This window comes from Sphingomonas sanguinis NBRC 13937 (assembly GCF_001591005.1).
GTDB lineage: Bacteria > Pseudomonadota > Alphaproteobacteria > Sphingomonadales > Sphingomonadaceae > Sphingomonas > Sphingomonas sanguinis.
Map to the genome: position 1 here is coordinate 13,833 of NZ_BCTY01000029.1, position 26,629 is coordinate 40,461.

Below are 26,629 nucleotides of genomic sequence, written 5' to 3' on the forward strand. Positions count from 1 at the left end.
TTGAGGGAGGAGTGGTTCTGAAAAGCGCGAAACTGAGGCTGCATCTACTCGCGAGCCGCACGCACAAATGGCTCGCGATCATCATCGGCGCGCAGCTCCTGCTATGGTTCGCAAGCGGCGCCCTGATGAGCTTCCTGCCGATCGATCGGGTGCATGGCGATCACCTCGTTGACCGCAAAGCCGCGGCGCCCCTTCCCCGCGGCAGCACGTTCGCCCCACCATCGGCGATCGTAGGCGCAGCAGATGCGCCCATCGAGGCCATCACCTATCGCATGTGGCTTGGCCGCCCGGTCGCCGAGGTCGCGACAGCCAAGGGAACGCGCCTGTTCGACGCCGCGACGGGCCAAGCGCTGCCAGCACCAACGGCTCGTGAGGCCGAGGAGATCGCGCGTTTGGCATGGCGTGGCGGTGCTCGACCAGCGGCGAAGGTAGAGCGGATCGAGCGCGCCAGCCCCGAATATCGCGGCACGCTCCCCGCCTGGCGCGTCGCGTTCGCCGACCTCGATTCCACCCGCGTCTTTGTCGCGGCCGACACCGGTCGGATCTCGGCTGTCCGAACCGGCACTTGGCGGCTCTACGACTTCTTCTGGGGCCTTCACATCATGGATTGGACGAATCACGAGAACTTCAACACGCCCTGGCTGCTCGCCTTCGCGATCGGTGGGCTTGCGCTTTGGTTAGGGGGGGCAGTGCTTCTCTACATGCGATGGCCCAAAACGCGGCGTCGCAACATCGTGATCGAGGCATAATATACGCGGCTCAGGAGCGTAGCCCTCGGAAATAAAGTCCTGTTTCCTGACAATTTCTCGCGCGTTCTAGCACCCCGGGTGAGGGATAGCCGCCTCGCACGCGTAGAAGTCTTAGAACCCAGGGAGATCAATAATGCGCTTCGCACCAACATTCGCAGCTTTGGCGCTGCTCGCCACGCCCGCCCTCGCGCAGCAGAGCGGCGGAATGCAGGGCATGAACCACGGTCAGATGGCCGGCATGAACCACGACGACATGGCGGGCATGATGGCCGGCAATCCCTACGGCCAGGCCGAGATGGACATGCATCAGAAGATGATGGCGGCCAAGCAGGGCGACGCGGCCGAAATGTGGACGCGCAAGATGATCGAGCATCACCGAGGCGCCATCGCCATGTCGCGCGTTGCGGTGCGTGACGCGCGCGACGCCGAGACCAAGCGCATGGCGCAGATGACGATCACGAAACAGGAAAAGGATATTGCCGAGCTGCAGGCGTGGCTCAGCAAGCACGGCAAGCGCCCGCAATAAGGGAGCGCTGCCCCGCCCTGTCGATCCCCCTACCCCCCGGCAGGGCGGGGATTTCCTTTTAGGAGCTGATGATGAAGAATGGTGTTCGTGGCGCCGTCGCCGCCTTGCTAATGACCATCCCAGCGGTCGCATCGGCCGCGGCCGACATCGCCATGCACCGCGATCCGGGTTGCGGCTGTTGCGAGAAATGGGCGGCGCAGGTGCGTCAGCAGTTCGGCCGCAAGGTCCAGATCATCGACGATGATCGCCGTGAGGTGCTGCAGCGTAAGATCGGCCTGCCCGCTGACCTCGCGTCCTGCCATACCGCGATCATCGACGGCATGGCGTTTGAGGGACATGTCCCGATCGCGGACATGAAGCGCGCGCTGGCCCAGCATCCTAAAGGCGTGCGCGGCTTGGCCGTGGCCGGAATGCCGATGGGCTCACCGGGCATGGAGGTGCCCGGCATGAGAACCCAGCCCTATGACGTCATTGCGTTCGGTGCCGCTGGCCGGCGTGTCTTTGCTAGCCACGGCGCCTAAACGACAGGTTGTCTTGTGAGCGGCAAATCTTCCCCGGCGCTTCATGCCGGCACTACGGCACCCGGCAAACCACCCGTATTGACCTCGGCGTTGACAATTGGGATAGTATCCGGGTGTTGAAAGCTCGTCTTTCTCTCTTGCTTCTTGTTGGAGCGTTGCTTGGCCTTTTGGGCCAAGGAATTGCGTATGCGGCCGGCCCATCGCTCTCACCCAAGATGGCGATGAGCCATGTCACCCCATCCCGCATGGATTGCGCGGGTATGGCGACCCCGGATCCGTCATCGGAACACCCATGCAAAGGACTGACGCTGGCGTGTATCGCCCAAATGGGATGCGTTGTTCCCATGACGTTTGAGGAGCCGGCAAGAGTGCTGAAGCGCTCGATCGCATCTCAAATCGTTATCTGGCCTGCCAGCCGGGCACTTGCCGGCCTCAACGTCGCTCCCGAGCCCGAACCGCCTACCGTTTGATCGAGTCAAGCCGTGTCAGGCTGCAGCCGTTCGCCGGTTGCGGCTCTGCCGATTTTAAATCTCGATCAAATTGGAAAGTGACATGAAAACGTTCATCTTGGCGGTATTTGCCGCTAGCCTCGCCGCGTCGGCAGCGACGGCGGCCACATCTGAAAATAAAAGCAATGGTCATTGGGAGTGGCGTTCCAATTACCAGCCGGGCCCGCGGGCGCCGCTTCAAGCCCCACGTCGCGTATGGGTTACGGACGTTCCCCAGTCGAGCGCCTGCGTGTGCCCGATGATGGAACGCGGTCGCGACGCCTGCATGTCAATGAAGGGCGGCCAGTCAACTTAAGCTGGCGAGCCTGAACAGGTGCCGGGCTCCGATCAACCATTTGGAGCCCGGCCATCATTATGACATGAAGGGACTAGAGGGATGCGCGCATCCATGATGCTCGCGGTCGCCGCGCTCACGACGAGCGCCGCGCACGCGCAGACACTTACCTATGACCAAGCGCTGCGCGATGCGGTTGCCAACGCCCCGGGAGCGGTTGCCGGTCGCGCGGGGGTCAGCGCCGCCCAAGCCGATGCACGTGCGGCGGGAAGCCTTCCGGACCCCCGTGTGTCGATCGGAATCGAGAATTATCCTGTCTCTGGGCCACCCGCCTTCTCCCTATCCAGAGACGACATGACGATGGGGCGTGTCGGTTTCCAACAGGACCTACCCAACCTTGCCAAGCGTCATGCCGCGCAAGCGCAGGCACGCGCCGTGATCGCAACGGCAGAAGCATCGCAAGCGACCAAGCTCCGGGAGGTGCGATTGGGAGCGGGGCAGGCATGGATCGACCTTGCTTATGCCGAGCGTCGACTAGCTGCCCTCGACACCGTTCTGCTATTCCTTCGATCTCTCCCTTCCGCTGCGCGGGCCGCCGTGACGACCGGTTCGGTCCGCCCTGGTCAGACACTGACGACCGATCAGGAGATCGCGGCACTCGACGACCGCCGCGACGAGTTGATGGCCGCCGTTGCGCGCGCCCGCGCGATGCTGGCTCGCTGGACCGGCGTATCGGCGCCCGAGATTGCCGGCGATATGCCCGCGATCGATCTGGCTCCGGCGCGGCTGCGGGACGCGCTCAGCCTTCACTCCGACATGGTTCTCGCCGAGGCCGGTATTCAGCGCGCCCAGGCCGACGTGGATGCGGCGCGAGCGGAGAAGCGACCCGATTGGGGGGTAGAGGTAGCTTATCAACGCCGTGACCCCCGGTATGGCGACATGGTGTCGGCGGGAGTTTCGATGAGCCTGCCGCTGTTCGCTCGATCGCGTCAGAACCCGCGCATCGAAGCCCGCAAATCCGCACAGGCGCAGGCCGAGGCCGCGCGCGAAGAAACCCGGCGCACATTGGCAGCCGATCTGGAGGCCGCGCTGGCGGACCACCAAATGCATCACAGCCAATGGCAGCGCGCGCGCGACGTGCTCCTTCCGCTCGCTCGGAAGCGAGCCGATCTGGAGATAGCGAGCTACTCTGCCGGTCGCGCGAGTCTTGCGGATGCCATCGAAGCCAAGACCGCGCTCGCCGACGCCGAGCTGACCGTGCTCGACCGTGAGGCGCTCGTCGCCGCAGACTCTGTCCGCCTCACCATTACCTTCGGGAGCGCCGATCGATGAGCGACACTACCATTACCCGCGCCCGCCTTGTCACCGCGGTAAGCGCGCTGGTGCTGGTCGCAGGGGGCGTGGGCTTCGGGCTCGCGAAACTTGGCACGTCCTCGGCTGCCGATCAAACGGCATCCCCAGCCCCGCAGAAGAAGATCCTCTACTGGTATGATCCGATGATCCCGGGGGAGCGGCACGACGGCCCGGGTCTCTCGTCGATGGGGATGAAACTGATCCCCCGCTATGCCGACGAGGGCGCAGGCGGTAGCGCCGCACCGGGCGTAGCGATCGATCCGGCCAGCCTCCAGCGGCTCGGCGCGCGGATCGTCACGGTCGAACGCGGATCGTTGTCAAACTCGGCCTCGGCAACCGGCAGCATCGAGTTCAATGACCGCAACGTTGCGGTCGTGCAGGCACGCAGCGGCGGCTTCGTTCAGCGCGTCTATGCGCGCGCGCCAGGCGATGTCGTGCCGGCAGGCGCCCCGCTCGCCGATATCCTTGTGCCCGAATGGGCGGGCGCGCAGGCGGAGTATCTCGCCGTGCGCCGCACCGGGGATGCCGGGCTCACGCGGGCGGCACGAGAGCGCCTGTTGCTTCTCGGGATGCCCGCCGGATCGATTGCATCGGCGGAGTGGCGCGGCCGACCGCAAGGTGTGACGACGATCAGCACGCCCGTGGGGGGCGTCATCAAGACGCTCGGCGTCCGACAGGGGATGACGGTCGCGCAAGGACAGACACTGGCGGAGGTGAACGGCCTCGCCACCGTGTGGCTGAACGCGGCTGTCCCTGAGGCCCTCGCAGGAAACCTGCGGATCGGCACGCCCGTCATCGCCACGCTGGCGGCTTTCCCGGGCGAAAGCTTCAGGGGCCGCATCGCTGCGATCCTGCCCCAGGCCGAGGCAGCGAGCCGCACGCTCACAATCCGCGTCGAGCTCCCCAACCGTGCCGGCCGGTTGCGCCCCGGTATGTTCGCCAGCGTGGCGCTCGACCAGGGGAGCCGCGATGCACTCCTTGTTCCGAGTGAGGCCGTGATCCGGACCGGCCGGCGCACACTCGTCATGTTGGCAGGGCCGGGTGGACGCTTTCGACCCGCCGAGGTTCGCACTGGCGCAGAAGGCGGCGGCAAAACCGAGATAGTCGCCGGCCTGACCGAGGGTGAGAAGGTTGTCGCGTCGGGCCAGTTCCTGATCGACTCCGAAGCGAGCCTCGCTGGCCTCGATGCGCGTCCGATTGGTGTCGAAGCGTCACCCGCAACAAAGCCGGCCGTGAAACCCACCGCGTCGATCTACGAGACGGTCGGCAGCATCGAGGCGATCGATCGCAGTTCCGTCACCCTGTCCCATCAGCCCGTTCCGGCGATCGGCTGGCCGGCCATGACAATGACGTTCCGCGTCGCCGATCCCGCGTTGGTGCGTGGGTATCGCAAGGGTGAGCGGGTGCGGTTCGGCTTTGATCAACCCGCCGATGGTCCAACGCTGCGCCGCATGACGCGCGAGGCTGGGCGATGATTGCCGCGATCATCCGCTGGTCGGTCGCGAACCGCTTCCTCGTCGTCCTGGCGGCCATCGCGCTCGCCATGGCCGGGGTGTTCGCAATGCGTGCCACCCCCGTCGATGCGCTCCCCGACCTGTCCGACACGCAGGTCATCATCCGCACGAGCTGGCCGGGCCAAGCCCCGCAGATCGTCGAGAACCAGGTGACGTATCCGCTCACCACGACGATGCTGTCCGTGCCTGGCGCGAAAACCGTGCGCGGCTATTCGTTCTTCGGCGACAGCTACGTCTATGTCCTCTTCGAGGATGGGACCGACCTCTATTGGGCGCGCTCACGCGTGCTGGAGTATCTGAGCCAGGTGCAGGGACGGCTTCCCCAAGGCGCGCAGGCCGCGCTGGGTCCTGATGCGACGGGGGTCGGCTGGGTCTATGAATACACGCTGTTGGACCGCACCGGCCGCCGTGACCTGTCGCAGCTCCGATCCTTGCAGGACTGGTTCCTACGTTATGAACTGAAAACGCTGCCCGGCGTTGCGGAGGTGGCGAGCATCGGCGGAATGGTGAAGCAATATCAGGTGCTGCTCGACCCGACGCGGCTCGCCGCATTCGGTGTCACGCACACTCAGGCCGTCGATGCCATTCGCCGCGCCAATCAGGAGGCCGGCGGGTCCGTCCTCGAGCTGGGCGAAGCCGAATATATGGTGCGCGCGTCAGGTTACTTGCGCACCGTCGACGATTTCCGCGCGATCCCGCTCAAGGTCGCCGGTGCCGGCGTCCCCGTTACCTTGGGCGACGTCGCGTCGATCCAGATCGGCCCCGAGATGCGCCGCGGCATCGCCGAGCTGAACGGCGAAGGCGAGGTCGCGGGCGGAGTCGTCATCCTGCGTCAGGGCAAGAATGCACGGCAGACGATCGAAGCCGTCAAGGCCAAGCTCGCGGAACTGAAAGCGAGCCTTCCCCCCGGCGTCGAGATCGTCACCACCTATGACCGCTCGCAATTGATCGACCGCGCGGTGGAGAATTTGACGGGCAAGCTGATCGAGGAGTTCGTCGTCGTCGCGATCATCTGCGGGTTGTTTCTGTGGCATGTCCGGTCTGCGCTGGTCGCGATCGTCACCTTGCCTCTGGGGGTGCTCGCGGCCTTGCTCGTCATGCGTGTGCAGGGGGTGAACGCCAACATCATGTCTTTGGGCGGTATCGCCATCGCGATCGGCGCGATGGTCGATGCCGCGATCGTGATGATCGAGAACGCGCACAAGCGGATCGAGCGATGGGAACACGACCATCCGGGCGTGGCGCTGGCGGGCGAGGAACGCTGGCGCGTCATCACCGAGGCCGCGGCCGAGGTCGGGCCGGCGCTGTTCTTCAGCCTCGTCATCATCACGCTGTCGTTCGTGCCGGTGTTCACGCTCGAAGCGCAGGAGGGACGGCTGTTCGCCCCGCTCGCCTTCACCAAGAGCTATGCGATGGCGGCAGCGGCGATCCTGTCGGTAACGCTCGTGCCGGTCCTGATGGGATGGCTGATCCGGGGACGCATTCCGGCCGAGAACGACAACATTATCAACCGCGTGCTCACCCGTGCCTATCGCCCGGCGCTCGACCGCGTGTTGGCGCGGCCTTGGGCGGCGATCGGCATCGCCGCCCTGGTACTGGCGACGACGGCATGGCCGCTGACCCGATTGGGTGGCGAGTTCATCCCGACGATGGATGAGGGCGATCTGCTCTACATGCCGTCCGCGCTTCCCGGCCTTTCGGCCGCGAGCGCCTCGGCCCTGCTCCAGCGCACAGACCGGCTGATAAAAACCGTTCCCGAGGTCAAAACCGTGTTCGGCAAAGCCGGACGCGCCGAGACCGCGACCGACCCGGCACCGCTCGAGATGTTCGAGACGACCATCCAATTCAAGCCGCGCGATCAATGGCGCGCGGGGATGACGCCGGCAAAGCTGGTGGAGGAGCTGGACCGCACAGTGCGCGTGCCCGGCCTCACGAACGTATGGGTGCCTCCGATCCGCAATCGGATCGATATGCTCGCGACCGGCATCAAGAGTCCCATCGGGGTGAAAGTGTCGGGGTCCAACCTCTCCGAGCTGGACCGCATCGCCGGCAGCATCGAACGTGTCGCCAGGACCGTGCCGGGCGTCAGCTCGGCATTGGCAGAACGGTTGACCGGAGGCCGCTATGTCGATGTCGATATCGATCGGGTGACCGCGGGGCGCTACGGTCTCAACATCGCCGATGTGCAGGAGATTGTGTCCGGCGCGATCGGCGGCGAGACGATCGGCCAGACGGTGGAGGGCCTTGCCCGCTACCCGATCAGCGTCCGCTACCCCCGCGAGCTGCGTGACAGTCTGGAGGGACTGCGAACTCTCCCAATCGTCACCGCATCGGGTCAGCAGATCACACTCGGCACCGTCGCATCCGTGTCGATCGCGGAAGGTCCACCGATGCTCAAGACGGAAAATGGTCGACTCTCGACATGGGTCTATGTCGACGTGCGCGGGCGCGACCTGGCCTCCACGGTCGCCGATCTGCGCCGTGCTGTTGGCAAAGATGTTCGGCTCAGCCCCGGCGTCTCGATCGCCTATTCCGGACAATTCGAGTATCTGCAGCGTGCCGAGGCTCGGTTGATGCTCGTCGTGCCGGCGACACTCGCGATCATCTTCCTTCTCCTCTACCTTACCTTCGGTCGCCTCGACGAGGCGGCGCTTATCATGGGCACACTGCCCTTCGCGCTGACCGGCGGCATCTGGACATTATGGCTGCTCGGCTATGCGCAATCGGTCGCCACAGGTGTCGGGTTCATCGCGCTCGCCGGCGTGTCGGCGGAGTTCGGCGTCGTCATGCTGATCTACCTGAAACACGCATTGGCCGAGCGCGGGCCGTCACCGTCGGGCGAGCAAGTATCGGAAGCGATCAGGGAGGGCGCGCTGTTGCGGGTACGTCCCAAGGCGATGACCGTCGCTGTCATCGTCGCCGGGCTGTTCCCCGTGCTGATCGGGCATGGCGCCGGATCGGAGGTGATGAGCCGGATCGCCGCGCCGATGATCGGTGGAATGCTGACCGCCCCTTTCCTCTCCATGTTCATCCTGCCAGCCGCCTACTTGCTCTTGCGGCGGCGAGCTTCAACCCGCCCCGAAAGGAAGATCTGATGAAAGCCACTTTCTCCATGCGCGCCGCATTCATGCTACTAGTCACGCCGATCGCAGCGAGCGCTCTTGCTCAAGGCAGCAGGCCGGCTGCATCGGCTGTAAAATCCGGCAGCGGATCGGGGACGATCACTGCCGTCGACGCGAAAGGTGGAACCGTAACCATCAAGCACGGCCCGATCCCGACGATCGGCTGGCCCGCAATGACGATGACCTTCCGGGCATCCCCCCCGACCCTGCTCAAGGGACTGCGGTCGGGGCAGCGGGTCGCATTCACCGCCAAGGCGAAGGGTATGACGGCAGAAGTTACGGCGATCAGCCCGCATTGACGACGCGTGCCGACCTTCGCGTCAGTGCGCCATCGCCAGCACGGGCGGCGCAGCGATCATCCACAGCGCCATCGCGACCATCATCAGGTTTTCGGTGAGCGAGATGAAGCCGAGCGGCACGTTGCTGTCCCCGCCCACGCACGCGCATTTCAGCTCACGCTTGTCGATGTAGACGGCCTTGAACACCGACACCGCGCCGATCGTACCGATAACGAGCGCGACGGGCACCGACAGCCAGGTCAACGCGCCGGCTGCCATCAGGACGCCCGCCGCTCCTTCCGCGTAGGGATAGACATAGGAATAGGGCACCCAGCGCTTCGCGAGCAGATCGTAGTTGAGGAACATGCTCGAGAAGCTCTCGACGTTCTGGAGCTTGAGCATCGCCAGAGCGCACATCGAGAACGCGATGAACCATTCACCCGCCCGCACCGTGAAGGGCGTGCCGAGTACCGCATAGCTGGCGGCGAGCGCCATCAGCGCCGTCATCGCGAACACGGCAATCACCGGGCGATAGGTGACGGCCTTGGGGTCGCGGACCATCTTGCCGAAGAAGCGGCGCAGATCGTCATAGCCGCCGACCCGCTCCCCGGCGATAAAGATCTGCGGGGTCGTCTTGACGCCGTGCTTCGCCTTGAAAGCGTCGGTTTCTTCCCGCGTCATCAGCCAATGGTCATCGACCGCATAGCCTTCCCGGCGCAGAAGATCCTTCGCCTTCAGCCCGAAAGGGCAGGTATGTTCCGGCATCACCATCCGGTAGATCGTCGCCTGTTTGGCGGGGGCGCTCGCCATGCCGCTTCTCCAATATCCTCGCCCCGCCTATATAGGGTCCGTACCATAGTACGGAGTCAAGGCATGACCGGCATGACGATCGCGGCGCTCGCGCGCGAGGGCGGCGTCGGCGTCGAAACGGTGCGCTACTATCAGCGTCGCGGTTTGCTGGACGAGCCAGACCGGCCGACCGGGGCTGGCGCCGGAGGCGGCATCCGGCGCTACGGCACCGATGACGCCCGCCGCCTTCGCTTCATCCGCTCGGCGCAGGCAGCCGGTTTCACGCTCGAGCAGATCGGTGAGCTTCTGGCGCTGGATGCGACCGACGATCGCGCGCGTGCGCGCCAGCTCGCCCATGAGCAGATGGCGGCGCTGGATGCGAAGATCGCCGAGCTTGAACAGGCGCGTGCTTCGCTGCGTCGGCTTGCCAGCGAGTGCGGCTCGGGATCGGCAGGGCCGTGCCCAATCCTGACAGCGTTCGATTCACCGACTGAGTGATCTTTGATTAGCTCCCAGGCGGTCAGCAGGAGATTTCGGATCAGGCAAATAGATCGCCGATCGCACGCATACGGAAGGCGTTGATCCACCGACGTCGGCGATGCTCGCTGGCGTCGTGGCGCATGTGGCACCGCTGGCAGAGTGCAGCGAGGTTGCGTGGTCGGTTATCGCTCGGATCATGGTTCAGATGCGCGCTAGCAAGAACCACGCGCGTGATCCGCACTTGTGAAGGTGGATCAATGCCGACGAAGCCAGGTTGCGCGCATAAGAGGGCGTCGGGCGGCGGCAGGCGGCGAACGCACCTGCCCTGCCCGTTGCGCCACCTGCTTATGTCCTCATCCCACCAAACACCATCGCCCAGATGCAGCACATGACGACCATGCGGGCGCTGACAATGTTCGCAGCGTCCTTTGGCGCGGCCAAACCGGATGAAGGCAGATAGTTCACGCCAGTCAATCGGGTAGAGCCAGCGATGTTCACGCGCGATTGGCATAACAATTCTATGATTCAGTATCGTGGAGAACGAAAGCAGAAAACAGCAGTGACTCAACTTATCCATTACGGCTAGGTCACTAAGCGATTAGCTGACTTGGCTACTCAAGGAATGGTGTCAAAACCGTTCGGTTGTGACACTGGTTAGGAAGCCGAGCGATCAGCTGCCAAGCATTTTTCCGTCAATCTCCTGACCATAATAGTCCCCTTTGGGGTGAAACTGCTTACGTGCGCTCTCGACAGTCCCGGTCTGCCGCGGATCGCGGGGTCGCTCGCGACTATCGACATAGGCGGCGACATCCCACGCCTGCTGATCCGTCAGCGTGTTGCCCTCACCATAAGGCATGTTGGCCTTGATGAACCCGGCAGCCGACGCCAGCCCGGTCATGCCCGCACCCCAATTGTAGGAGCGCGCTCCCCACAGCGGCGGGATAGTATAGCTGCCGTCCGGGTTCGCCTGCCCTTGGCCGTTCGCACCGTGGCATGATGCGCACTGGCCGGCGAACACAATCGCGCCGCGAACCGGATCGTGCCCGATCGGGGTTGTGGCGAGCTTTATGAACCCGCGACCGGGCAGCGGCTTGCCGGATGGCGCGCCGGTCGCGAGCCAGGCGAAATAGCTCTGGAGATCGCGGTAGATATCGTCGCCATAGGGCGGCGGGGCGCCGGCTTTCGAGGCGGGCGCGTTCATCGAGTAGAGGAAGCAGTCGCGGATGCGATCCTCCATCGTGTTCACCCGGCCGTTCTTCGCGCGATAAGCTGGGTAGCTGACCCAGGCCGCCCACATCGGGGACGCATCGGCCTTCCGCCCGGCATCGAGGTGACAGTTGCTGCACGTCAGGCCGTTGCCGACGTACTGGCCGGCATGAGCCGCGCTCGCGGTGAAGATCAGTCGACCGCGCCGGATCGCGTCGCCGTCCGGCCCGGCGGGGATGGTGCTTTCCGCCGGTGGCGAAAAGGCGGCGTCCGCTGCTACCTCGACGGGTGCCTGCACGGGCGCGTCAGACTGCCCTACCTTGTAGGTGACGACGAGGACGAGCAGCGCGGCGGTAATGGCGAAGATGATACGCTGGGCATCGCCATCATCACCGGGCGTTGGCGGCGTTGGTTCGGTCATTTGCCCGCGCCGAAGTGGTTGAGCGGCACCTTGAGGAACGCTGTGCCGCACGCCTCCGGCTCCGGCAGGCGACCGCCGCGGATGTTCACCTGGAGCGCGGCAAGCATCAGGTCCGGCAGCGGCAGGGTTGCGTCGCGCTTCTCGCGGGTGGCGACGAACTCGGCCTCACCGATGCCGTTGTGCACATGGATGTTGTCACGACGCTGGTCCGCCACGGTCGATCGTCCAAAGACTTCGCGCCCGTCCTTGCCGTAGTCGTGGCCGACATAGGTCGCGGTGCTGGGCGGCAGTTCGAGGATCGCCCGGATCGAGCGCCACAGCGCGCGCGCGTTGCCGCCTGGAAAGTCAGCCCGACTGGTGCCGCTGTCGGGCACCATCAGCGTGTCGTGGACGAACGCCGCGTCGCCGACGACGTAGGTGATCGAGGCGAGCGTGTGGCCGGGCGACAGCATGACGTGCGCGTCGAGCGAGCCGATCCTGAACTGCTCGCCATCGGCGAACAGGCGATCCCACTGGCTACCATCGACGGGCAGGTCGGGCAGGCAGTAGATGTCCTGCCAGAGCTTCTGCACCTCCACGACCTTGGTGCCGATCGCGGTTTTGCCCCCTGTCTTTTCCGCGAGATACGGCGCGGCCGAGAAGTGATCGGCATGGGGATGGGTATCGAGCACCCATTCCACAGTAAGTCCCTTGGCGCGGACATATTCGAGGATCATATCGGCATTGTCGGTTGCGGTCGCACCGGCACGGGGATCGAAGTCGAGGACCGGATCGATAATCGCGGCGGTCTTCGTGGCTTCGTCGACCACGACATACTGGAAGCTGCCGGTGCGCTCGTCATGGAGCGACGCAACCGTCATGCCCTTGTGATTATACTCGATCATGTTTCGTATCCTCTCGCATCGTCAGCTTTCTTCCCGCGCACGCGCGAACAGCCGTTGGAAATCGCTGGCGTCGATCGCGCCCATCACCAGCATGGGACCGGCAAGATAACCCGGGGTGCCCGCCAGTCCGATCGAATAGGCTTCCTGTCCGTTCGCCCGCAGGCGGGCTGCGACAGCGTCCGCGTGGGCGGCAAGCCAGGTCATCGCGCGCAGCCAATCGCCGCCAGCGCGCATCACGACGTCCCGCAACACGTCGTCGTCGATCGTGCGGCTGTCCGTCATCAACGCACGATGGACGGTCGGGTAAACTCCCTGTTCGGCGCACGCGAGCGCCACGCTTGCGGCACGTTCGGATGGCGGACCGAAGATGGGCCAATCCTTGTAGATGACCCGCACCTTGCCGTCGCGTTGCACAGCCTCTTCCAGGGCGGAAAATCCATGACGGCAGGCCGGGCAACGATAGTCGGTGAACACGGCAAGCCGGAGCGTAGCATCGGCAGGTCCGTCCTCGGGCGAGCCGTTACCGGCAAGGATCAGGTCGGCGGTCGGCCCGACGTCGCGCCCGATCGGGGCGGTACGCCGTAGAACCTGCCCGACTGCCCAACCACCCACGACCACCGCGCCCAAGCCGGCAAGCTGTCTCCGATTGAGCGGCCCGGGCATGGTCAGCGCGCCGCTGGTTTTTTGCGCGCTTCCGCGACGAGACGACGCAACGTCGGGAGATCGACAGCACCGGCGACGACCTGCGAGCCGACGATCAGCGCTGGTGTTCCGTTGAAACCGATCGCCTGGGCGATGCTATCGGTGCGCGTAAGCAGCGCGTCGATTTCGGCGCCACGGTTCTTCAAATCGCGTTGCAGACGGGGCCAGTCGACCTTGGCTTTGGCAGCCGCTGCCTTGACGCCCGCGCTGTCGAGCCGCGCCGGCGAGGTCATCAGGGCCTCGTGAAAGGCGGCATGCCTGCCCTGCCATTGGCTCGCGACAGCCGCGCGTGACGCCTCACGCGAGGCAGGTCCGAAGATCGGCCAGTCCCGGTACACGACCCGTACCTTCGGGTCGGAGCGAAGCAGGGCGTTCAGCACCGGCTCCATGCGACGGCAATAGGGGCAGTTATAGTCGAAAAACTCGACAACCGTGACGTCGTAGGTCCTGCCGGCGCGCTTGGGAGCCACGGGATCGTCAACGACCGCCTTGCGCGACAGATCGGGCTGCTGGGCCATGAGAGGCGTGATCGGCGCGGCGAAGGCAAGCGCGGCCAGGAGGCCCCGAGACAACAGGTTGCGACGATTCATCGGTGTTTCCTTGCTAATTCGATTCCATCGGCGAGCGCAGCGCGTGACAATTCACCGAGCTGGAGCTGTACGATCGTGCCGTCGCCCGCAACGAAGGCCGTTGCGGGATACCCCGCCACCTTCAGGGCTTGAGAAAGGCCACGATCGGGGTCGAGCGCGACATGGCGCGCTCCGATATTTTCACGGCCGAGAAAACCGCTGACGATCGCTTGCGCCTCGCCCTGATCGGCAAGAAGGATCGGGACCTCGCCAGGGCGCGACGCAACCGCATCGAGCATCGGCAGCTCACGCCGACACGGACCGCACCATGTCGCCCACAGGTTGACCACGAAGGGCCTGCCACGGAAGCGATCGAGTGGAAGCGGCGCGCCGGACGGGGTTGTCAGGTTGAGATGATAGGGGAACGGGCCGTAGGTCACGGGAGGGATCAGCGCCTGAAGCGAGAACCAGAGGCCACCCGCAACAGCCAACGCTCCCCAGCCTGCCGCCAGCGCGCTTGAGCGGCCAAGCCGGATCGCCAGCATCGCCGCAGCGCCCAGAAGCCCTGCAACGGGGGAAAAGCCACCCTGCCACACGGCAAGGATGGACAGCGGAGCGCCGGTGTAGCTCGACCAATGCGCTGCGACGTAACCGATCCGTGCCGTGACCAGTCCAGCGACGATGGCGCTGGTGGAGACCGTCGATACGCGAGGGAAGCGGAACCGACCGGCCAGTGTCGTGAGGCCAAGGAACACGACGATGCACAGCACGGCAAGCCCGCGATCGACGGCCAGCATCAGCGGCCCGATGGCAATCGCACCCGCCATCAGAGAAACGCGGCCGCGCTTTTCCAGAGCATGTAGGCCGCCACCACGAAGATCAGGACGGCGAAGACCGTGGTGAGCGTGCCGCCCGTACCGAGGCGCTTCGCGATGCGCGTGCCGATCAAGCCGCCGACAACTCCACCGGCGATGAACACGAAAGCCAGCGGCCAGTCCACCAGACCCGAAAATGCGTAATTGGCGGCCGTCGTCAGCCCGAACGCGGTGACGGCGATCAATGACGTGCCGACGGCGTTCAGGATCGGCATGCCCGTCGATCCGATCAGGCCGGGGACGATCAGAAAGCCCCCGCCGATGCCGAAGAAGCCCGAGAACAGACCGGTGCCGAGGCCGTAGCCCAGCACCTTCGGCGCCTTTTCCCGGTTGCACTCCGCCCCCGGGTTGCCCGTGTCACCGCGCCCGCGCAGCATCAGGACGCCGACGACGACCATGACCAGTGCGAACAGGAACAGGAGCTTGCCGCCGTCGACGGCCTTGCCCGCGGTAGAGCCGAACAGGGCGCCGATGACGCCGGCGGTCGCATACATGCCGCCACAGCGCCATTTAACGGTGTGCGCCCTTGCATGACCGATCAGCCCGGTTGCAGCGTTAGCGGCGACCGCGAACGCGCTCGTGCCGATGGCGAGGTGGGCGTTGGGCACGCGCACCAGATAGACCATGAGCGGGACAGCGAGGATCGAGCCTCCCCCGCCGACCAGACCGAGGGTGAAGCCCACCAGGCTGCCCGACAGCGCGCCCAGCAGATACTGGATCGGTTCGAGGGTCATGCCGCCTTGCCGATCTCATGCGGAGCCGCCATCCACTCATGGCCTTTCAGCATGCCCTGCCAATAGATCGGGGGCAGCATCCGCTCCTTCAGGAACCAGGCCGCGCGCGTCGGGCGCGTGCCGTTCAGCAGCCACGACGGAAAGCTGGGGAGGAGTTTTCCACCATAGCCGAACTCGGCAAGGACGATCTTGCCGCGCTCGACGGTAAGCGGGCACGATCCATAACCGTCATAGTCGGCGACTGGGGCTTTACCATCGAGTGCGGCGAGCGCGTTGACCGCCACCACGGGTGCCTGCTTGCGGGCTGCCGCGGCCGTCTTCGCATTGCTCGTCCCGGCAGCATCGCCCAAGGCAAAGACGTTGTCGTATCGCTTGTGGCGCAGCGTCGCCTCATCGACCTCGACGAAGCCGTTTGCCGCCGCGAGCGAACTTTTGGCAACGACGTCATGCGACACCTGCGGCGGCACGACGTGGAGCATGTCGAACCCGCGCTCGATCCGCTCGCTGACACCGTTCTGCTTGCGCTCGAAGGTGGCAATACGCCGATCGGCGTCGACCGCGACGAGGTTGGATTCGAGCTTGAGGTTGATCCTATACTTCTCGACATATTCCATCAGCGCAGGGACATAGGTCGCGACGCCGAACAGCGCCGCACCGGCGTTGTGAAATTCGACGTCGATCGCGGGGAGAACACCGCGTTCGCGCCAGATGTCGCAGGACAGGTACATCGCCTTTTGAGGCGCGCCGGCGCACTTGATCGGCATCGGCGGTTGCGAGAACAGCGCGCGTCCCCGCTGCAATTCCTGGACAAGCTGGTAGGTGTAGGGCGCCAGATCGTAGCGGTAGTTGGACGTGACCCCGTTGCGGCCCAACGCTTCGGTAAGCCCCGCGATCTTCTCCCACGCCAAACGCAGGCCGGGGGCGACGATCAGGACACGATAGGCGATCGTATCCCCGTCGCCCAGGGTGATCGCCTGACGCTCGGGGTCGATGGTGATCGCCGGCAGCCGGATCCATTCGACGCCCTTGGGCATGACATCGGCTTCCGCCTTGCGGGTCTGTTCGGGGGTGAAAACGCCCGCCCCGACCAACGTCCAACCGGGCTGATAATAGTGATCTTGGGCCGGATCGACGACCGCGATCGACACTTGGGCGTTGCGCTTCAGAATGCTGGCGGCCGTTGCGATACCCGCGGCTCCGCCTCCAATGATGACGATGTCGTAGGTCATTTGCCGGCCTTTCCGGAACGGCGGGCGAGCGCCGACTTCAGATCGGCCAGATCGTATCCGGCTGCCTTGGCCTGACCGATGATCGTCGCCGGATCGGCGTGATCCGCCTCCGCCAGCGCCCATAGGGTGGCCGCCCGCGTGCCGCTTCGGCAGAAGCCGAGCGTCGGCCCCGGCAGCGAGGCCAGCGCTTCCTTCATCCGGTCCGCATCGGCATCGGTCGCCTTGCCCGGCACGATCGGGACATGGGCGAACCCAAGGCCATGTTCTTCGGCGATCCGGGCCATTTCGTGCGCGCTCGGCTGCCCTGGCTCCTCGCCATCGGGCCGGCTCGAAATGATCGAGTGGTATCCTGCCTGTGCGGCAGCAGCGACGTCATTTCGGGTAAGTTGGGGAGCAGCCGAGAAGGACGATGTGATCTTCTTGAAGGCCATGTGACGTCTCCTATCCGGTCACGCCGAACGGCGTGGGGTGAGTGCGAAGCAGTGGATGGCTGCGCCGAGCGCCATTGCAGCGATGAAGAGCAGCGCGGGGGCAGGCTGGATCGCGAGTGCGGCGATGGCAGGGCCCGGGCACAGGCCGACAAGGCCCCAGCCTATGCCGAACAGGGCGGCACCGCCGATGAGGCGCGCGTCGATCGGCGACGTGGCGGGCGTATGGAATTGCTCGGCGACGATCGGCGTGGAGCGCCGACGCACGATGAGCCAGGCCAGCGCCATCGGCAGGATCGCTCCGGCCATGACGAAGGCGAGGGTCGGGTCCCAGGCACCGGCGACGTCGAGGAACGCCCGCACCCGCGCAGGATCGATCATGCCGGACACGGCGAGGCCGGCGCCGAACAGCGTGCCGCTCATGAGCGAAAGGAGGCTCTGGCGCATCACGATACCACTCCCGCCAGACGCATGAGGGTCACGGTGGCGATACCGGTCGCCATGAACGTACCCGTCGCAACGATGGACCGCGGCGACAGGCGCGACAGGCCGCAGACGCCGTGACCGCTGGTGCACCCCGCGCCGAGCCGCGTACCGATCCCGACGATCAGCCCGGCGACGGCGATCAGCCCAAGGGATGTCGGGAAGCGGGCTTCCACATCCACATCGGCCGCGGCCAGCGCCGCACCCAGCGGCAGCCCTGCCGTGAAAAGCAGTGCTGTCATCCAGGGAGCGCCCCCTTCGGAGAGGCCGAGGACACGCGCGAACATCCCGCTGACCCCGGCGATCCGACCGTTGCCCAGCAACATGATCGCCGCAGCGACACCGATCATCAGGCCACCGATGAAGCCGGCAAGCGGCATGGCATGGGGAAAAAATTCGGGCATCACAGCGCATCCAGTGGAATCTTGAGGTAGCGGGTGCCGTTGGCTTCCGGCGCCGGCAGATGGCCGCCGCGCATGTTCACCTGCACCGACGGCAGGATGAGCTTGGGCATCGCCAAGGTGGCGTCCCGACTGGTGCGCATCGCGACGAAGTCGTCTTCGTTCACCCCTTCGTGGACATGGACGTTGCCGACGCGCTGCGCGCCCACGGTCGTTTCCCAGACATACCGGTCGCGACCCGCAGCCTTGTAGTCGTGGCACAGGAACAGTCGCGTCTCGTCAGGCAACTGCATCAGCCGGCGGATCGAGCGGAATAGCTGGCGCGCATCACCACCGGGGAAATCCGCGCGTGCGGTGCCGTAATCCGGCATGAAGAGGGTATCGCCGGTGAAGACCGCGTCGCCGATGACATAGGCCATGTCGGCGGGGGTGTGCCCCGGCACATGCAGCGCGATGGCCTCGATGTCGCCGATCGCAAAACGGTCGCCATCGTCGAACAGGCGGTCGAACTCGGAGCCGTCGCGTTCGAAGTCGGTTCCGGCGTTGAAAATCTTGCCGAAGACGTTCTGCACGCGAATGATCTCGCGGCCGATCGCGAGCTGACCACCCAGCACCTTTTGCAGATAGGGCGCCGCAGACAGGTGATCGGCATGGGCATGGGTTTCGAGCAGCCATTCGATCGAGAGGCCGTGCTCCCGCACATATGCGATGACCGCGTCCGCTGATGTCGTCCCGGTGCGGCCTGCCGCGGCGTCGAAGTCCAGGACGCTGTCGACGATCGCCGCCTTCCGCGTGGCAGGGTCCCAGACGACGTAGGTCGCGGTGTTGGTCGGCTCATCGAAGAAGGAATGGACAATCGGCGCTCCTGCCGCCTTCGCACGTTCAATCTGCGCAACTGCCTTGTTTAACGCCGACTCCACGATCGTCTCCATTTATTGATTTCATGGTTTATGTAGTTGTATAATCTGCTTGCGTCAACGGGCTGCCCGTGCCATCTGAAAAGCATGGAAACGATGGATGCAGACGTACCGCGCTCGTTGCGCATCGGGGACGCGGCCCCGAATTTCATTGCCCGCACGACGCAGGGCGAGATGTCGCTCGATCAGTATCGTGGTCGTTGGGTCGTGTTCTTTTCGCACCCGGCTGATTTCACGCCGGTCTGCACCAGCGAGTTCGTGGCCTTGGCGAAGGCCGCACCGCAATTCGAGGAGCTGGATTGCGTCCTGCTCGGGTTGTCGGTCGACAGCCTGTATTCGCACGTCGCCTGGTTGCGCGCGATCAAGGATGTCTTCGGTGTAGAGGTGCCGTTCCCGGTCGTCGAAGACCCGTCGATGGCGGTGGGTTACGCCTACGGCATGCTCGACGAACAGGCCGGCGACGCCTCAGCCGTCCGCGCGACTTATTTCATCGATCCCGAAGGCATTATCCGTGCGCTCAACTGGTATCCGATGAACGTCGGGCGATCCGTCGACGAGATGCTCCGCACAGTCAGGGCATTGCAGCGTTCGGCCGATGGGCAAGCCTATACGCCGGCCGACTGGCAGCCGGGTGATGATGTCCTGCTGCCGCCTGCCTTGCCGGGTAGCGCCGGTGACGACTGGTTTCATCAGTTAAAGGCCGATCGATGACAGCGATCCATCAATCCCGCGCGATCGCCGATGCGGCGGTCGAAAAGCTGCGCGTGTTCGCCCAGCCTCAGCGCCTCATGATCCTGTCCTATCTGCTCGGCGGTGAGCGTCAGGTTGCGGACATAGAGGCTGCTACCGGCGTGACCCAACCGGCCCTCAGCCAGCAGCTTGCCGAGCTGCGCCGCGCCGATCTGGTGAAGACAAGACGTGAAGCCAAGCAGGTTCACTACCGGCTTGCCGATGACGCAGCTGCACTGTGCGTGCGCACGCTGGAAGCGATGTTCGGCGCTGACGATACAGCCGTGGAGGAAGCAGCTCCCGCTCCCCGTCCGGCGCGAGCGCGCGGGGCGTCGGTTGCCGCGCGGCCGCGAAACATGGGCGCGGCCGTGTTTGCGAGGGTCGGATGATCATTCCGGTTGTGGAAGGAAAAATGAGATGCGGCTTCCCGTTATCGCAGTTGCAGGATGCCTTGCCGTCATGAGCAGTGCCGGGTCAGCGGGAGGCACCGCTCAACAGCCCGTGATTGCCGGCTATGGCAAGATCACGCCGGTAGAAGGCGCGGTTGAGCGGCCGGACCGCTCCCTGCGCTATCGGGTACTGTTCAGCGTGACGAAGGCGGCGTCATCCCCCGACAAGGTCAATCCCTCGCTGGAGAAGGTCGCGCGCTTTCTGAATCTGCTCGGCGCGGACAACGTGCGGCCAGCACAGGGAGATGTGGTCGTGATCGTCCACGGCCCGGCGACACCGATTATTGCTGAAAATGGGGCGTATGCGACGAAAACCGGCGCTGCCACGAACCCTAATCTTGCCCTGATAGCGGCGTTGAAACGAGCAGGCGTGTCCGTTCGGGTGTGCAGCCAGGCTCTGGTCGGGAACGGGATTGCCCCTGCTGAGGTCGACAAGGTCGTCGAAGTCGATGTGTCGGCGCTTACGACGATGGCGACGTTGCAGATACGCGGTTGGGCATTGATCCCGGACTGATCGCTTTCACACTGTCCCGAAGCGCGATCGATTCCGAGAACGTCCCCTCGTCTCGTTGGCCGTTCCTTGGTGGGACGAGCGATAAGACCTCGGATACCGATCGGATGTCGACCGCCTGTTTGATGATAGCGGCCGCTGCAGCTCTCATGGGCCTGCTTGGATCGTTTCAATTGTACGATGGGCTCACGGCACGACATGACGTTGCCCTGATGATGTGACGATGCGATAGCTCTCCCCGGGTGTTCGCCGCCATATTCGGAGGTGGGCAGGTTCTTACGCTGGTCGGGCCGCCAGCGTCCGAATTCTCACGTCCGGATACCCTGTTGATGAGCCATGCCCAATCGCACCCCAGTGCGATCCGCCGTTTTCTCGAAGCACAGTCATCAGCCGGACTGGTTCTCATGGCCGCCGCGGTGGTTGCGCTCATCATCGCCAACTCGCCTCTCGGACCGGGTTATGCAGCGATGCTGCACGCCTATGTCGGGCCGCTGTCGCTCGAACACTGGATCAATGACGGTCTGATGGCGGTGTTCTTCCTGCTCGTCGGGCTGGAGATCAAGCGCGAGGTAGTAGACGGCCAGCTCTCGACATGGCCGCGGCGCGTCCTGCCGGGCATCGCAGCCGCCGGCGGCATGATCGTGCCCGCTCTTATCTATCTCGCATTCAATGCCGGACCGACCGCGGCCGGATGGGCGATCCCCGCGGCGACCGATATCGCCTTCGCGCTGGGCGTCATCGCACTGCTCGGTAATCGCGTGCCTGCATCGTTGCGCGTGTTTCTCGCGGCGCTGGCGATCATCGACGATCTCGGCGCGGTGCTCATCATCGCGCTGTTCTACACGGCCGACCTCTCGTTGCCTGCACTAGCGGGGGCGGGAGCGGCGCTCGCGGTTTTGATCGGGTTCAACCTGTTCAAGGTACGACGCCTGTCGCCCTATCTTCTCGTGGGCATCGTTCTTTGGGTACTGGTTCTGCGCTCGGGCATCCACGCGACGCTCGCCGGTGTCATGCTGGCCTTCACCATACCGATGGAGCGCACTCCCGGTCGATCCGACCATGCCTGCGTCAGCCCGCTGCATCGACTGGAACATGCCCTGCATCTGCCGGTGAGCTTTCTGATCGTTCCCGTCTTCGGGCTGGCGAATGCCGCGGTGCCGGTGCTGGGGCTCCCGCCGAGCGCGCTGGTCGCGCCCGTCACGCTCGGCGTCGCGGCAGGATTGCTGCTCGGCAAGGTCGGAGGCGTCTTCGGCTTTGCGTCGATCGCGGTCAGGCTGGGGCTGGCCGACAGGCCCGCACATGCGGGGCGGCTTCAGATGCTCGGGGTAGCGCTCCTGTGCGGCATCGGGTTCACGATGAGCATCTTCATCACGCTGCTCGCCTTTCCGAGCAGTCCCCTCCTCCAGGCGGAGGCCAAGATCGGTGTTCTTGCCGGCTCGCTGATTTCCGGTCTGCTCGGCTATTTCACACTGCGATGGGCCAAGCGTGATTCCGGGGGCAACGTCAGGTGAGCGCCAGTTTCCCGGCTGCGATCAGAAGGACAGCGCCGAGCGCCTGAAGCAGGCGCCGGGAATCGAGCTTCGACACACCGAGCCGGGTGCCGATCAGCGCGCCGAGAAAGACGGCCACGACAAAGATCGGCAACTCGCGCGGCAACCGGCCGACCGACGTGAGGTTGTCAAGCAACCCGGCGATCGAGACGCACAGGATGAAGGCGGCCGACAGTCCCGACGTGCGGCGCGGCGTCTCCCAGCCCAGGAGCAGCACGAGCGGACTGAGGAATATGCCGCCCCCTGTCCCGGTCAGCCCAGACAGCGCGCCGATGCCCGCTCCGGAGAGGATCGCGATTCCATGGCGAGGCGGCACCGGTTCCGGCGCTTCATGCTTCGACGGCCACAACAGGCGGATCGCGGCAAGCAGCAGCACGGCCGCGACGATCGGGCGGTAGATGTACCCCGGCAGATGGACTTGCCCTGCCAGATAGGCGGCCGGGATCGCGCCGATCACGAACGGCAGCAGCAGCCTTGCATTGAATTGCCCGGCGCGCACGAAGCGCCAGGTCGTGAAACTTGCGACGAGAATGTTGAGGATCAGCGCGGTCGGGCGCATCGTCTCGGCGGGCAGCGAGAACAGCGCCATGATCGCCAGATAGGCCGATGCGCCGGCATGGCCGACCGAGGTGTAGAGTGCCGCACCCGCCATCATCAGAAGGGCGAGCAGCAGTACGGTGGAGGCATCCATCGCACGGACTTTCGGATAAGCAGTGACGGGATACGGCTATTGCGCCGATCCCCTATTGTCAGCCCATGACGATCATCTGCACCGCGATCAGTGCGAGCAGGACCATCACGAATTGGCGAAAGCGGTCGACGGGCAGTCGCTTGATAAGCGAGCGCCCGGCCCAGGTGCCGGCGATCATCGCGAGGCCCATCGCAATCGCAAGGGGCCAGAAAGCCGGTCCAAGATCGATCGTCGCGCCATAAACGATGGTCTTGGCACCGTGCATGGCAATGGCCGCAGTCGCATCGCTCGCAACATAGGCGAGCGGGGGCAGGCCGAGGCTGAGGAAGACCGCGGCGCCGAGCGGTCCGGCACTGCCCACAAGGCCGGATAGCAGGCCGGTAATGCCACCCCCGACGACCAGAACCCGGCGCGATGGCTTGAACGCGATCATACCCGTCGCCTTGAGAACGACGAGCAACAGGATCGCTCCACCGACCAGGCGAGTGACGAGGCTGGTCGGAAGTGATGCGAAGGACAATGCCCCCAGCATCGACAGCGGAATGGCCGCCGCGAGAAACAGCAAGACCGGGCGCCAGCGTATCTGCTGCCAGTTCATGACGGCACGGGCACCGTTACCGATGATCTGGACGATCGTCAGCAGCGGCACTGCTTCGGTCACGCCGACGACTTGGTTGAGGAGCGGCAGGAGCAACAATGCGCCTCCGAAGCCCGCAGACCCCGAGATTGCGGCTGCAACGAACGCACCCAGGACGAGTAGCAAATAGTCAGTCATGCGGCGCCCGGCCTGCCGGCGCGAGCGCCGGGCATGGTCAGTCGTTGTCCTCGCGCTCGCGCGAGATGATCTTGTAGTCCGCTGACAGCTTCAGATCGTACACGCCGTCCTTGCAACGGGCGTTGTCCACCTCGAATCCACCGTCGTCACGCTCGACCTTCGTCGGATTGGTGCAGCCAGCGGCGCGGATTGCCTTCATCACCGATGCGCGCTGCGCCTTGGTGGGCATGTCATTATCGGCAAAAGCAGGCGTCGCCAACGCGATCGCGACCGTTGCCGCAAGCAGCATCTTCATGAAAATTCTCCCGTTGCAGTTCCGGGCAAACGTCATTCTTTCGAGAGCGTTCCTGATCGATATCAGTATCGGTCAACACCGTGCGTTGGTGCAGCTGTTCGCATCATCCCCAGCGCCGCGCGGCGAGAAGGGCGATTGCCAGGACCGTCAACGACAGCACGATGCTGGCAGCGGCATAAGCAATGGCAGAGCCGATCTCGCCGCGTTCCCATAACGTCACGATATCCAGCGAGAAGGTCGACCATGTCGTAAAGCCGCCGATCAGTCCGGTCGTCACGAACAGCCGCAGTTCGGGATCGTTGATGCTCCTTGCCGCGAACAGGCCGATCATCAGGCCCATCAACGCCGAGCCGACGACGTTGATGACGAGCGTACCCCAGGGAAAGTTCGCACCCGTGAAACGCAGGGCAAGCAGACCAACCCCGTGGCGCAGCATTCCGCCGATGCCCGAGCCAAGGAACACGACCAGGAAACCTGTCCAAAGAGGCATTGTCATTCCGTTGCTTGCAGAGTGGCAAAGAAGCCGACGGAAGGCAGCGCGTCGGTCAGCCCGAGGCGAGCAACCCGGCGACCACGAAGCCGAAGACGATCCGATACCACCCGAACGGCTCGAAACCGTGCCGACCGACGTAGCGGACGAGCCATCTTACGACCGCCATCGCGACGACGAACGACACCACCAGCCCGACACCGATCGCCATCACGTCATCGACCCCGATGATGTCGCGGTTCTTATAGAGATCGAGCGTAGCGGCGCCGAACATGGTCGGGATCGCCAGGAAGAACGAGAATTCCGTGGCCGCTCGACGCTCGACACCCAACGCAACGCCGCCCATGATGGTCGCGCCGGAGCGAGACACGCCGGGGATGAGCGAGAGAAGCTGGCAAAGCCCGATCCCGAGCGCGAGCGATGGCGACAGGTGTTCGACGTCGCCGGCAACGACCGCACGGCGCTTGGCCCACCGTTCGATCACGATGATCGCAATCCCGCCTGCAACAAGGCTGACGACCACGACATAGGGCGAAAACAGCACCTGTTTGATGAAGTCGTGTGCCAGTCCGCCGACGATGACGGACGGAATGAAGGCGATGAGGACGTTGCGCGAAAAGCGTCGTGCGCCGGCATCGCCCTTCAATCCGGTCACCACCAACCACAGCTTTGCGCGATAGAGCCAGCAGACTGCCAGAATCGCGCCGACTTGGATGACGACATCGACGATGCCCGCTTGCCGTCCCTCATAGCCGATCAGACGCTCGGTGAGGATGAGGTGGCCCGTCGAGGAGACGGGAATGAACTCGGTCAGGCCCTCGACAATGCCGAGGACGACGGGTGCGACCAATGCGGTAGGATCGATCATGCCCGCCTCTCGACGTAACGGGCAAACGGAGCCGCCATGCGGGCACGATCGCCCAGCTCCGCCTCGATCGCGATGAGGCGGTTATATTTGGCAAGCCGCTCGCCGCGACACGGGGCGCCCGACTTAATCTGGCCTGCACCCATCGCGACCGCAAAGTCGGCGATGAAGTCGTCTGCGGTTTCACCGGAGCGATGCGACACCATCGTCCCCCATCCCGCTTGCTGGCAGATGCGGACGGCCTCGATCGTCTCCGTCACCGTTCCGATCTGGTTCGGCTTGATGAGGGCGGCATTGGCAGCGTGTCGGGCGATGCCTTCACGGATGATGCGGGGGTTGGTGACGAACAGGTCGTCCCCGACGATCTGTATCCGATCGCCCTGGTCGGCGGTCTGATCGATGAACCCGGCCCAGTCTTCCTCGCCAAAGCCGTCTTCGATCGAGACGATCGGATAGGCATCGATCCAGCGCCCGTAGAGTGCGAGCAGTGCCGCCCGATCGAGCCGTCCGGTGCGCGACCGCGACAGGTGATAGCTCTCACCCTCGGCAAAGGACGATGCGGCGGGATCGAGCGCAATCGCGATATCGACCCCGGGGCGATACCCTGCACGTTCGATGGCTGCGACGATCAGCTCGCAGGCGGCCTCGTTGCTGTCGAGCCGAGGCGCGAAGCCACCCTCGTCACCCACCGAGGTCGCAAGCCCGCGGTCGTGCAACAGGCTACGCAGGGCGGCATAGGTTTCCGCACCGTAGCGCACGGCTTCCGCGAAACCCGGCGCACCGTGCGGCACGATCATGAATTCCTGGAAGTCCAGGCTGCTGTCGGCATGTTTGCCGCCGTTCAGGACGTTCATGCAGGGCACCGGCAGGAGATAGTCATCGGCGTCGTTCAGGCTCCGGTAGAGTGGTCGCCCTTGTGCCAGCGCGGAGGCGCGCGCGACGGCAATGGAAACGCCCAGGATGGCGTTGCCACCGAGCCGGCCCTTGGTGTCGGTGCCGTCGAGTGCGATCATCACATGATCGATGTCGGATTGCGCGCGGGCATCCAACCCCATGAGTGCATCTGCAATCTCGCCTTCGACATGAGCGGCAGCGCGCCGCACGCCCTTGCCGCCGTAACGGTTACGGTCGTCGTCGCGAAGTTCGACGGCTTCGTGCAGGCCGGTCGAAGCCCCGGACGGGACCGAGGCGGTTGCCGAGTTTCCGTCCGTCAGCGTCACCGTGACGTACAGGGTCGGATTGCCCCGGGAATCCAGGATTTCCAGGGCTTGGAGACGGGCGATCTGGCTGTCGATGGACATGGGAAATTT

At 64.7% G+C, this 26,629-nt stretch carries 31 protein-coding genes; 12 read left to right on the forward strand and 19 right to left on the reverse strand.

What is annotated here, in order from left to right; translation table 11 throughout:
- Window positions 1–11: 11 nt before the first annotated feature.
- The 7 genes from SSA01S_RS12335 (at window position 12) to SSA01S_RS12365 (ending at window position 8,867) form a co-directional block, all read left to right on the forward strand.
- A complete protein-coding gene (locus tag SSA01S_RS12335) occupies window positions 12–749 on the forward strand; it encodes a PepSY domain-containing protein (protein WP_017980780.1) in 738 nt (245 codons plus the stop codon).
- A gap of 133 nt (window positions 750–882) precedes the next feature.
- Window positions 883–1,275, forward strand: coding sequence for a DUF305 domain-containing protein (locus SSA01S_RS12340; protein WP_042469554.1), 393 nt, complete (start codon window positions 883–885; stop codon window positions 1,273–1,275).
- Between the two features lie 68 nt (window positions 1,276–1,343).
- Complete coding sequence (locus tag SSA01S_RS12345) at window positions 1,344–1,796, forward strand: DUF411 domain-containing protein (protein WP_017980778.1); 453 nt, start codon at window positions 1,344–1,346, stop codon at window positions 1,794–1,796.
- Window positions 1,797–2,693: 897 nt separating this feature from the next.
- Entirely contained in the window at window positions 2,694–3,911 is a 1,218-nt protein-coding gene (locus SSA01S_RS12350; protein WP_018251210.1) for a TolC family protein, read from the forward strand.
- Entirely contained in the window at window positions 3,908–5,407 is a 1,500-nt protein-coding gene (locus tag SSA01S_RS12355; RefSeq protein WP_061780583.1) for an efflux RND transporter periplasmic adaptor subunit, read from the forward strand. The genes SSA01S_RS12350 and SSA01S_RS12355 overlap by 4 nt, the downstream gene beginning before the upstream one ends.
- Window positions 5,404–8,541, forward strand: coding sequence for an efflux RND transporter permease subunit (locus SSA01S_RS12360; RefSeq protein ID WP_018251208.1), 3,138 nt, complete (start codon window positions 5,404–5,406; stop codon window positions 8,539–8,541). Before SSA01S_RS12355 ends, SSA01S_RS12360 begins: the two co-directional genes overlap by 4 nt.
- Complete coding sequence (locus SSA01S_RS12365; RefSeq protein WP_017980774.1) at window positions 8,541–8,867, forward strand: copper-binding protein; 327 nt, start codon at window positions 8,541–8,543, stop codon at window positions 8,865–8,867. The genes SSA01S_RS12360 and SSA01S_RS12365 overlap by 1 nt, the downstream gene beginning before the upstream one ends.
- A gap of 21 nt (window positions 8,868–8,888) precedes the next feature.
- Here the strand turns inward: SSA01S_RS12365 and SSA01S_RS12370 are convergent, their stop codons facing one another.
- Window positions 8,889–9,656 carry a glutaredoxin family protein gene (locus tag SSA01S_RS12370; protein ID WP_017980773.1) on the reverse strand — a complete coding sequence of 256 codons (768 nt, stop codon included), beginning with the start codon at window positions 9,654–9,656 and terminating at the stop codon, window positions 8,889–8,891.
- A gap of 72 nt (window positions 9,657–9,728) precedes the next feature.
- Here SSA01S_RS12370 and SSA01S_RS12375 point away from each other — a divergent pair, with 72 nt between their 5' ends.
- Window positions 9,729–10,133: a MerR family DNA-binding protein gene (locus SSA01S_RS12375; RefSeq protein WP_101750172.1), complete on the forward strand. Its 405-nt coding sequence runs from the start codon at window positions 9,729–9,731 to the stop codon at window positions 10,131–10,133.
- Window positions 10,134–10,173: 40 nt separating this feature from the next.
- On the opposite strand, the gene SSA01S_RS19185 is transcribed toward SSA01S_RS12375, so the two are convergent.
- The 12 genes from SSA01S_RS19185 to SSA01S_RS12430 form a co-directional block, all read right to left on the reverse strand.
- Window positions 10,174–10,626 carry a hypothetical protein gene (locus tag SSA01S_RS19185; protein ID WP_043060763.1) on the reverse strand — a complete coding sequence of 151 codons (453 nt, stop codon included), beginning with the start codon at window positions 10,624–10,626 and terminating at the stop codon, window positions 10,174–10,176.
- A gap of 159 nt (window positions 10,627–10,785) precedes the next feature.
- Window positions 10,786–11,742, reverse strand: coding sequence for a c-type cytochrome (locus tag SSA01S_RS12380; RefSeq protein WP_018251203.1), 957 nt, complete (start codon window positions 11,740–11,742; stop codon window positions 10,786–10,788).
- Window positions 11,739–12,626 carry an MBL fold metallo-hydrolase gene (locus SSA01S_RS12385; protein WP_018251202.1) on the reverse strand — a complete coding sequence of 296 codons (888 nt, stop codon included), beginning with the start codon at window positions 12,624–12,626 and terminating at the stop codon, window positions 11,739–11,741. The genes SSA01S_RS12380 and SSA01S_RS12385 overlap by 4 nt, the downstream gene beginning before the upstream one ends.
- Before the next feature lie 21 nt (window positions 12,627–12,647).
- A complete protein-coding gene (locus SSA01S_RS12390) occupies window positions 12,648–13,289 on the reverse strand; it encodes a DsbA family protein (RefSeq protein ID WP_026189135.1) in 642 nt (213 codons plus the stop codon).
- Window positions 13,290–13,291: 2 nt separating this feature from the next.
- Entirely contained in the window at window positions 13,292–13,918 is a 627-nt protein-coding gene (locus SSA01S_RS12395; RefSeq protein ID WP_056432835.1) for a DsbA family protein, read from the reverse strand.
- Window positions 13,915–14,694 (reverse strand): TlpA disulfide reductase family protein, encoded by a 780-nt coding sequence (locus tag SSA01S_RS12400; RefSeq protein WP_234419289.1) that lies wholly within the window; start codon window positions 14,692–14,694, stop codon window positions 13,915–13,917. Before SSA01S_RS12400 ends, SSA01S_RS12395 begins: the two co-directional genes overlap by 4 nt.
- A 29-nt stretch (window positions 14,695–14,723) precedes the next feature.
- Window positions 14,724–15,506 (reverse strand): sulfite exporter TauE/SafE family protein, encoded by a 783-nt coding sequence (locus tag SSA01S_RS12405; RefSeq protein WP_043060759.1) that lies wholly within the window; start codon window positions 15,504–15,506, stop codon window positions 14,724–14,726.
- Complete coding sequence (locus tag SSA01S_RS12410; RefSeq protein WP_043060758.1) at window positions 15,503–16,735, reverse strand: NAD(P)/FAD-dependent oxidoreductase; 1,233 nt, start codon at window positions 16,733–16,735, stop codon at window positions 15,503–15,505. The genes SSA01S_RS12405 and SSA01S_RS12410 overlap by 4 nt, the downstream gene beginning before the upstream one ends.
- A complete protein-coding gene (locus SSA01S_RS12415) occupies window positions 16,732–17,166 on the reverse strand; it encodes a protein tyrosine phosphatase family protein (RefSeq protein ID WP_043060757.1) in 435 nt (144 codons plus the stop codon). The genes SSA01S_RS12410 and SSA01S_RS12415 overlap by 4 nt, the downstream gene beginning before the upstream one ends.
- Window positions 17,167–17,184: 18 nt before the next feature.
- Entirely contained in the window at window positions 17,185–17,610 is a 426-nt protein-coding gene (locus SSA01S_RS12420; protein ID WP_043060756.1) for a DUF6691 family protein, read from the reverse strand.
- Window positions 17,610–18,050 (reverse strand): YeeE/YedE family protein, encoded by a 441-nt coding sequence (locus tag SSA01S_RS12425; RefSeq protein ID WP_043060755.1) that lies wholly within the window; start codon window positions 18,048–18,050, stop codon window positions 17,610–17,612. Before SSA01S_RS12425 ends, SSA01S_RS12420 begins: the two co-directional genes overlap by 1 nt.
- Window positions 18,050–18,979, reverse strand: coding sequence for an MBL fold metallo-hydrolase (locus tag SSA01S_RS12430; RefSeq protein ID WP_174521626.1), 930 nt, complete (start codon window positions 18,977–18,979; stop codon window positions 18,050–18,052). The genes SSA01S_RS12425 and SSA01S_RS12430 overlap by 1 nt, the downstream gene beginning before the upstream one ends.
- 72 nt (window positions 18,980–19,051) lie before the next feature.
- Between SSA01S_RS12430 and SSA01S_RS12435 the strand changes: the two genes are divergently transcribed.
- The 4 genes from SSA01S_RS12435 (at window position 19,052) to nhaA (ending at window position 22,164) form a co-directional block, all read left to right on the forward strand.
- Window positions 19,052–19,675: a peroxiredoxin gene (locus SSA01S_RS12435; RefSeq protein WP_043060754.1), complete on the forward strand. Its 624-nt coding sequence runs from the start codon at window positions 19,052–19,054 to the stop codon at window positions 19,673–19,675.
- Window positions 19,672–20,082: an ArsR/SmtB family transcription factor gene (locus tag SSA01S_RS12440; RefSeq protein WP_043060753.1), complete on the forward strand. Its 411-nt coding sequence runs from the start codon at window positions 19,672–19,674 to the stop codon at window positions 20,080–20,082. The genes SSA01S_RS12435 and SSA01S_RS12440 overlap by 4 nt, the downstream gene beginning before the upstream one ends.
- A 28-nt stretch (window positions 20,083–20,110) precedes the next feature.
- Complete coding sequence (locus tag SSA01S_RS12445) at window positions 20,111–20,656, forward strand: DsrE family protein (RefSeq protein WP_373284538.1); 546 nt, start codon at window positions 20,111–20,113, stop codon at window positions 20,654–20,656.
- Between the two features lie 326 nt (window positions 20,657–20,982).
- Complete coding sequence (gene nhaA / locus SSA01S_RS12450) at window positions 20,983–22,164, forward strand: Na+/H+ antiporter NhaA (protein ID WP_043060751.1); 1,182 nt, start codon at window positions 20,983–20,985, stop codon at window positions 22,162–22,164.
- On the opposite strand, the gene SSA01S_RS12455 is transcribed toward nhaA, so the two are convergent.
- From SSA01S_RS12455 to eno, 6 genes are all read right to left on the reverse strand, one after another.
- A complete protein-coding gene (locus tag SSA01S_RS12455) occupies window positions 22,157–22,894 on the reverse strand; it encodes a sulfite exporter TauE/SafE family protein (protein WP_061780584.1) in 738 nt (245 codons plus the stop codon). The two genes, nhaA and SSA01S_RS12455, sit on opposite strands and share 8 nt — an antisense overlap.
- Before the next feature lie 58 nt (window positions 22,895–22,952).
- Window positions 22,953–23,669, reverse strand: a complete 717-nt coding sequence (locus SSA01S_RS12460) for a sulfite exporter TauE/SafE family protein (protein WP_043060750.1) — start codon at window positions 23,667–23,669, stop codon at window positions 22,953–22,955.
- 37 nt (window positions 23,670–23,706) lie between these two features.
- Window positions 23,707–23,964, reverse strand: a complete 258-nt coding sequence (locus SSA01S_RS12465; RefSeq protein ID WP_052814241.1) for a PepSY domain-containing protein — start codon at window positions 23,962–23,964, stop codon at window positions 23,707–23,709.
- A gap of 103 nt (window positions 23,965–24,067) precedes the next feature.
- Entirely contained in the window at window positions 24,068–24,454 is a 387-nt protein-coding gene (gene crcB, locus SSA01S_RS12470) for a fluoride efflux transporter CrcB (RefSeq protein ID WP_061780585.1), read from the reverse strand.
- 55 nt (window positions 24,455–24,509) lie between these two features.
- Window positions 24,510–25,322, reverse strand: a complete 813-nt coding sequence (locus SSA01S_RS12475) for an undecaprenyl-diphosphate phosphatase (protein ID WP_043060748.1) — start codon at window positions 25,320–25,322, stop codon at window positions 24,510–24,512.
- Window positions 25,319–26,620 carry a phosphopyruvate hydratase gene (eno, locus tag SSA01S_RS12480; RefSeq protein ID WP_217996059.1) on the reverse strand — a complete coding sequence of 434 codons (1,302 nt, stop codon included), beginning with the start codon at window positions 26,618–26,620 and terminating at the stop codon, window positions 25,319–25,321. Before eno ends, SSA01S_RS12475 begins: the two co-directional genes overlap by 4 nt.
- Between the last annotated feature and the right edge of the window lie 9 nt (window positions 26,621–26,629).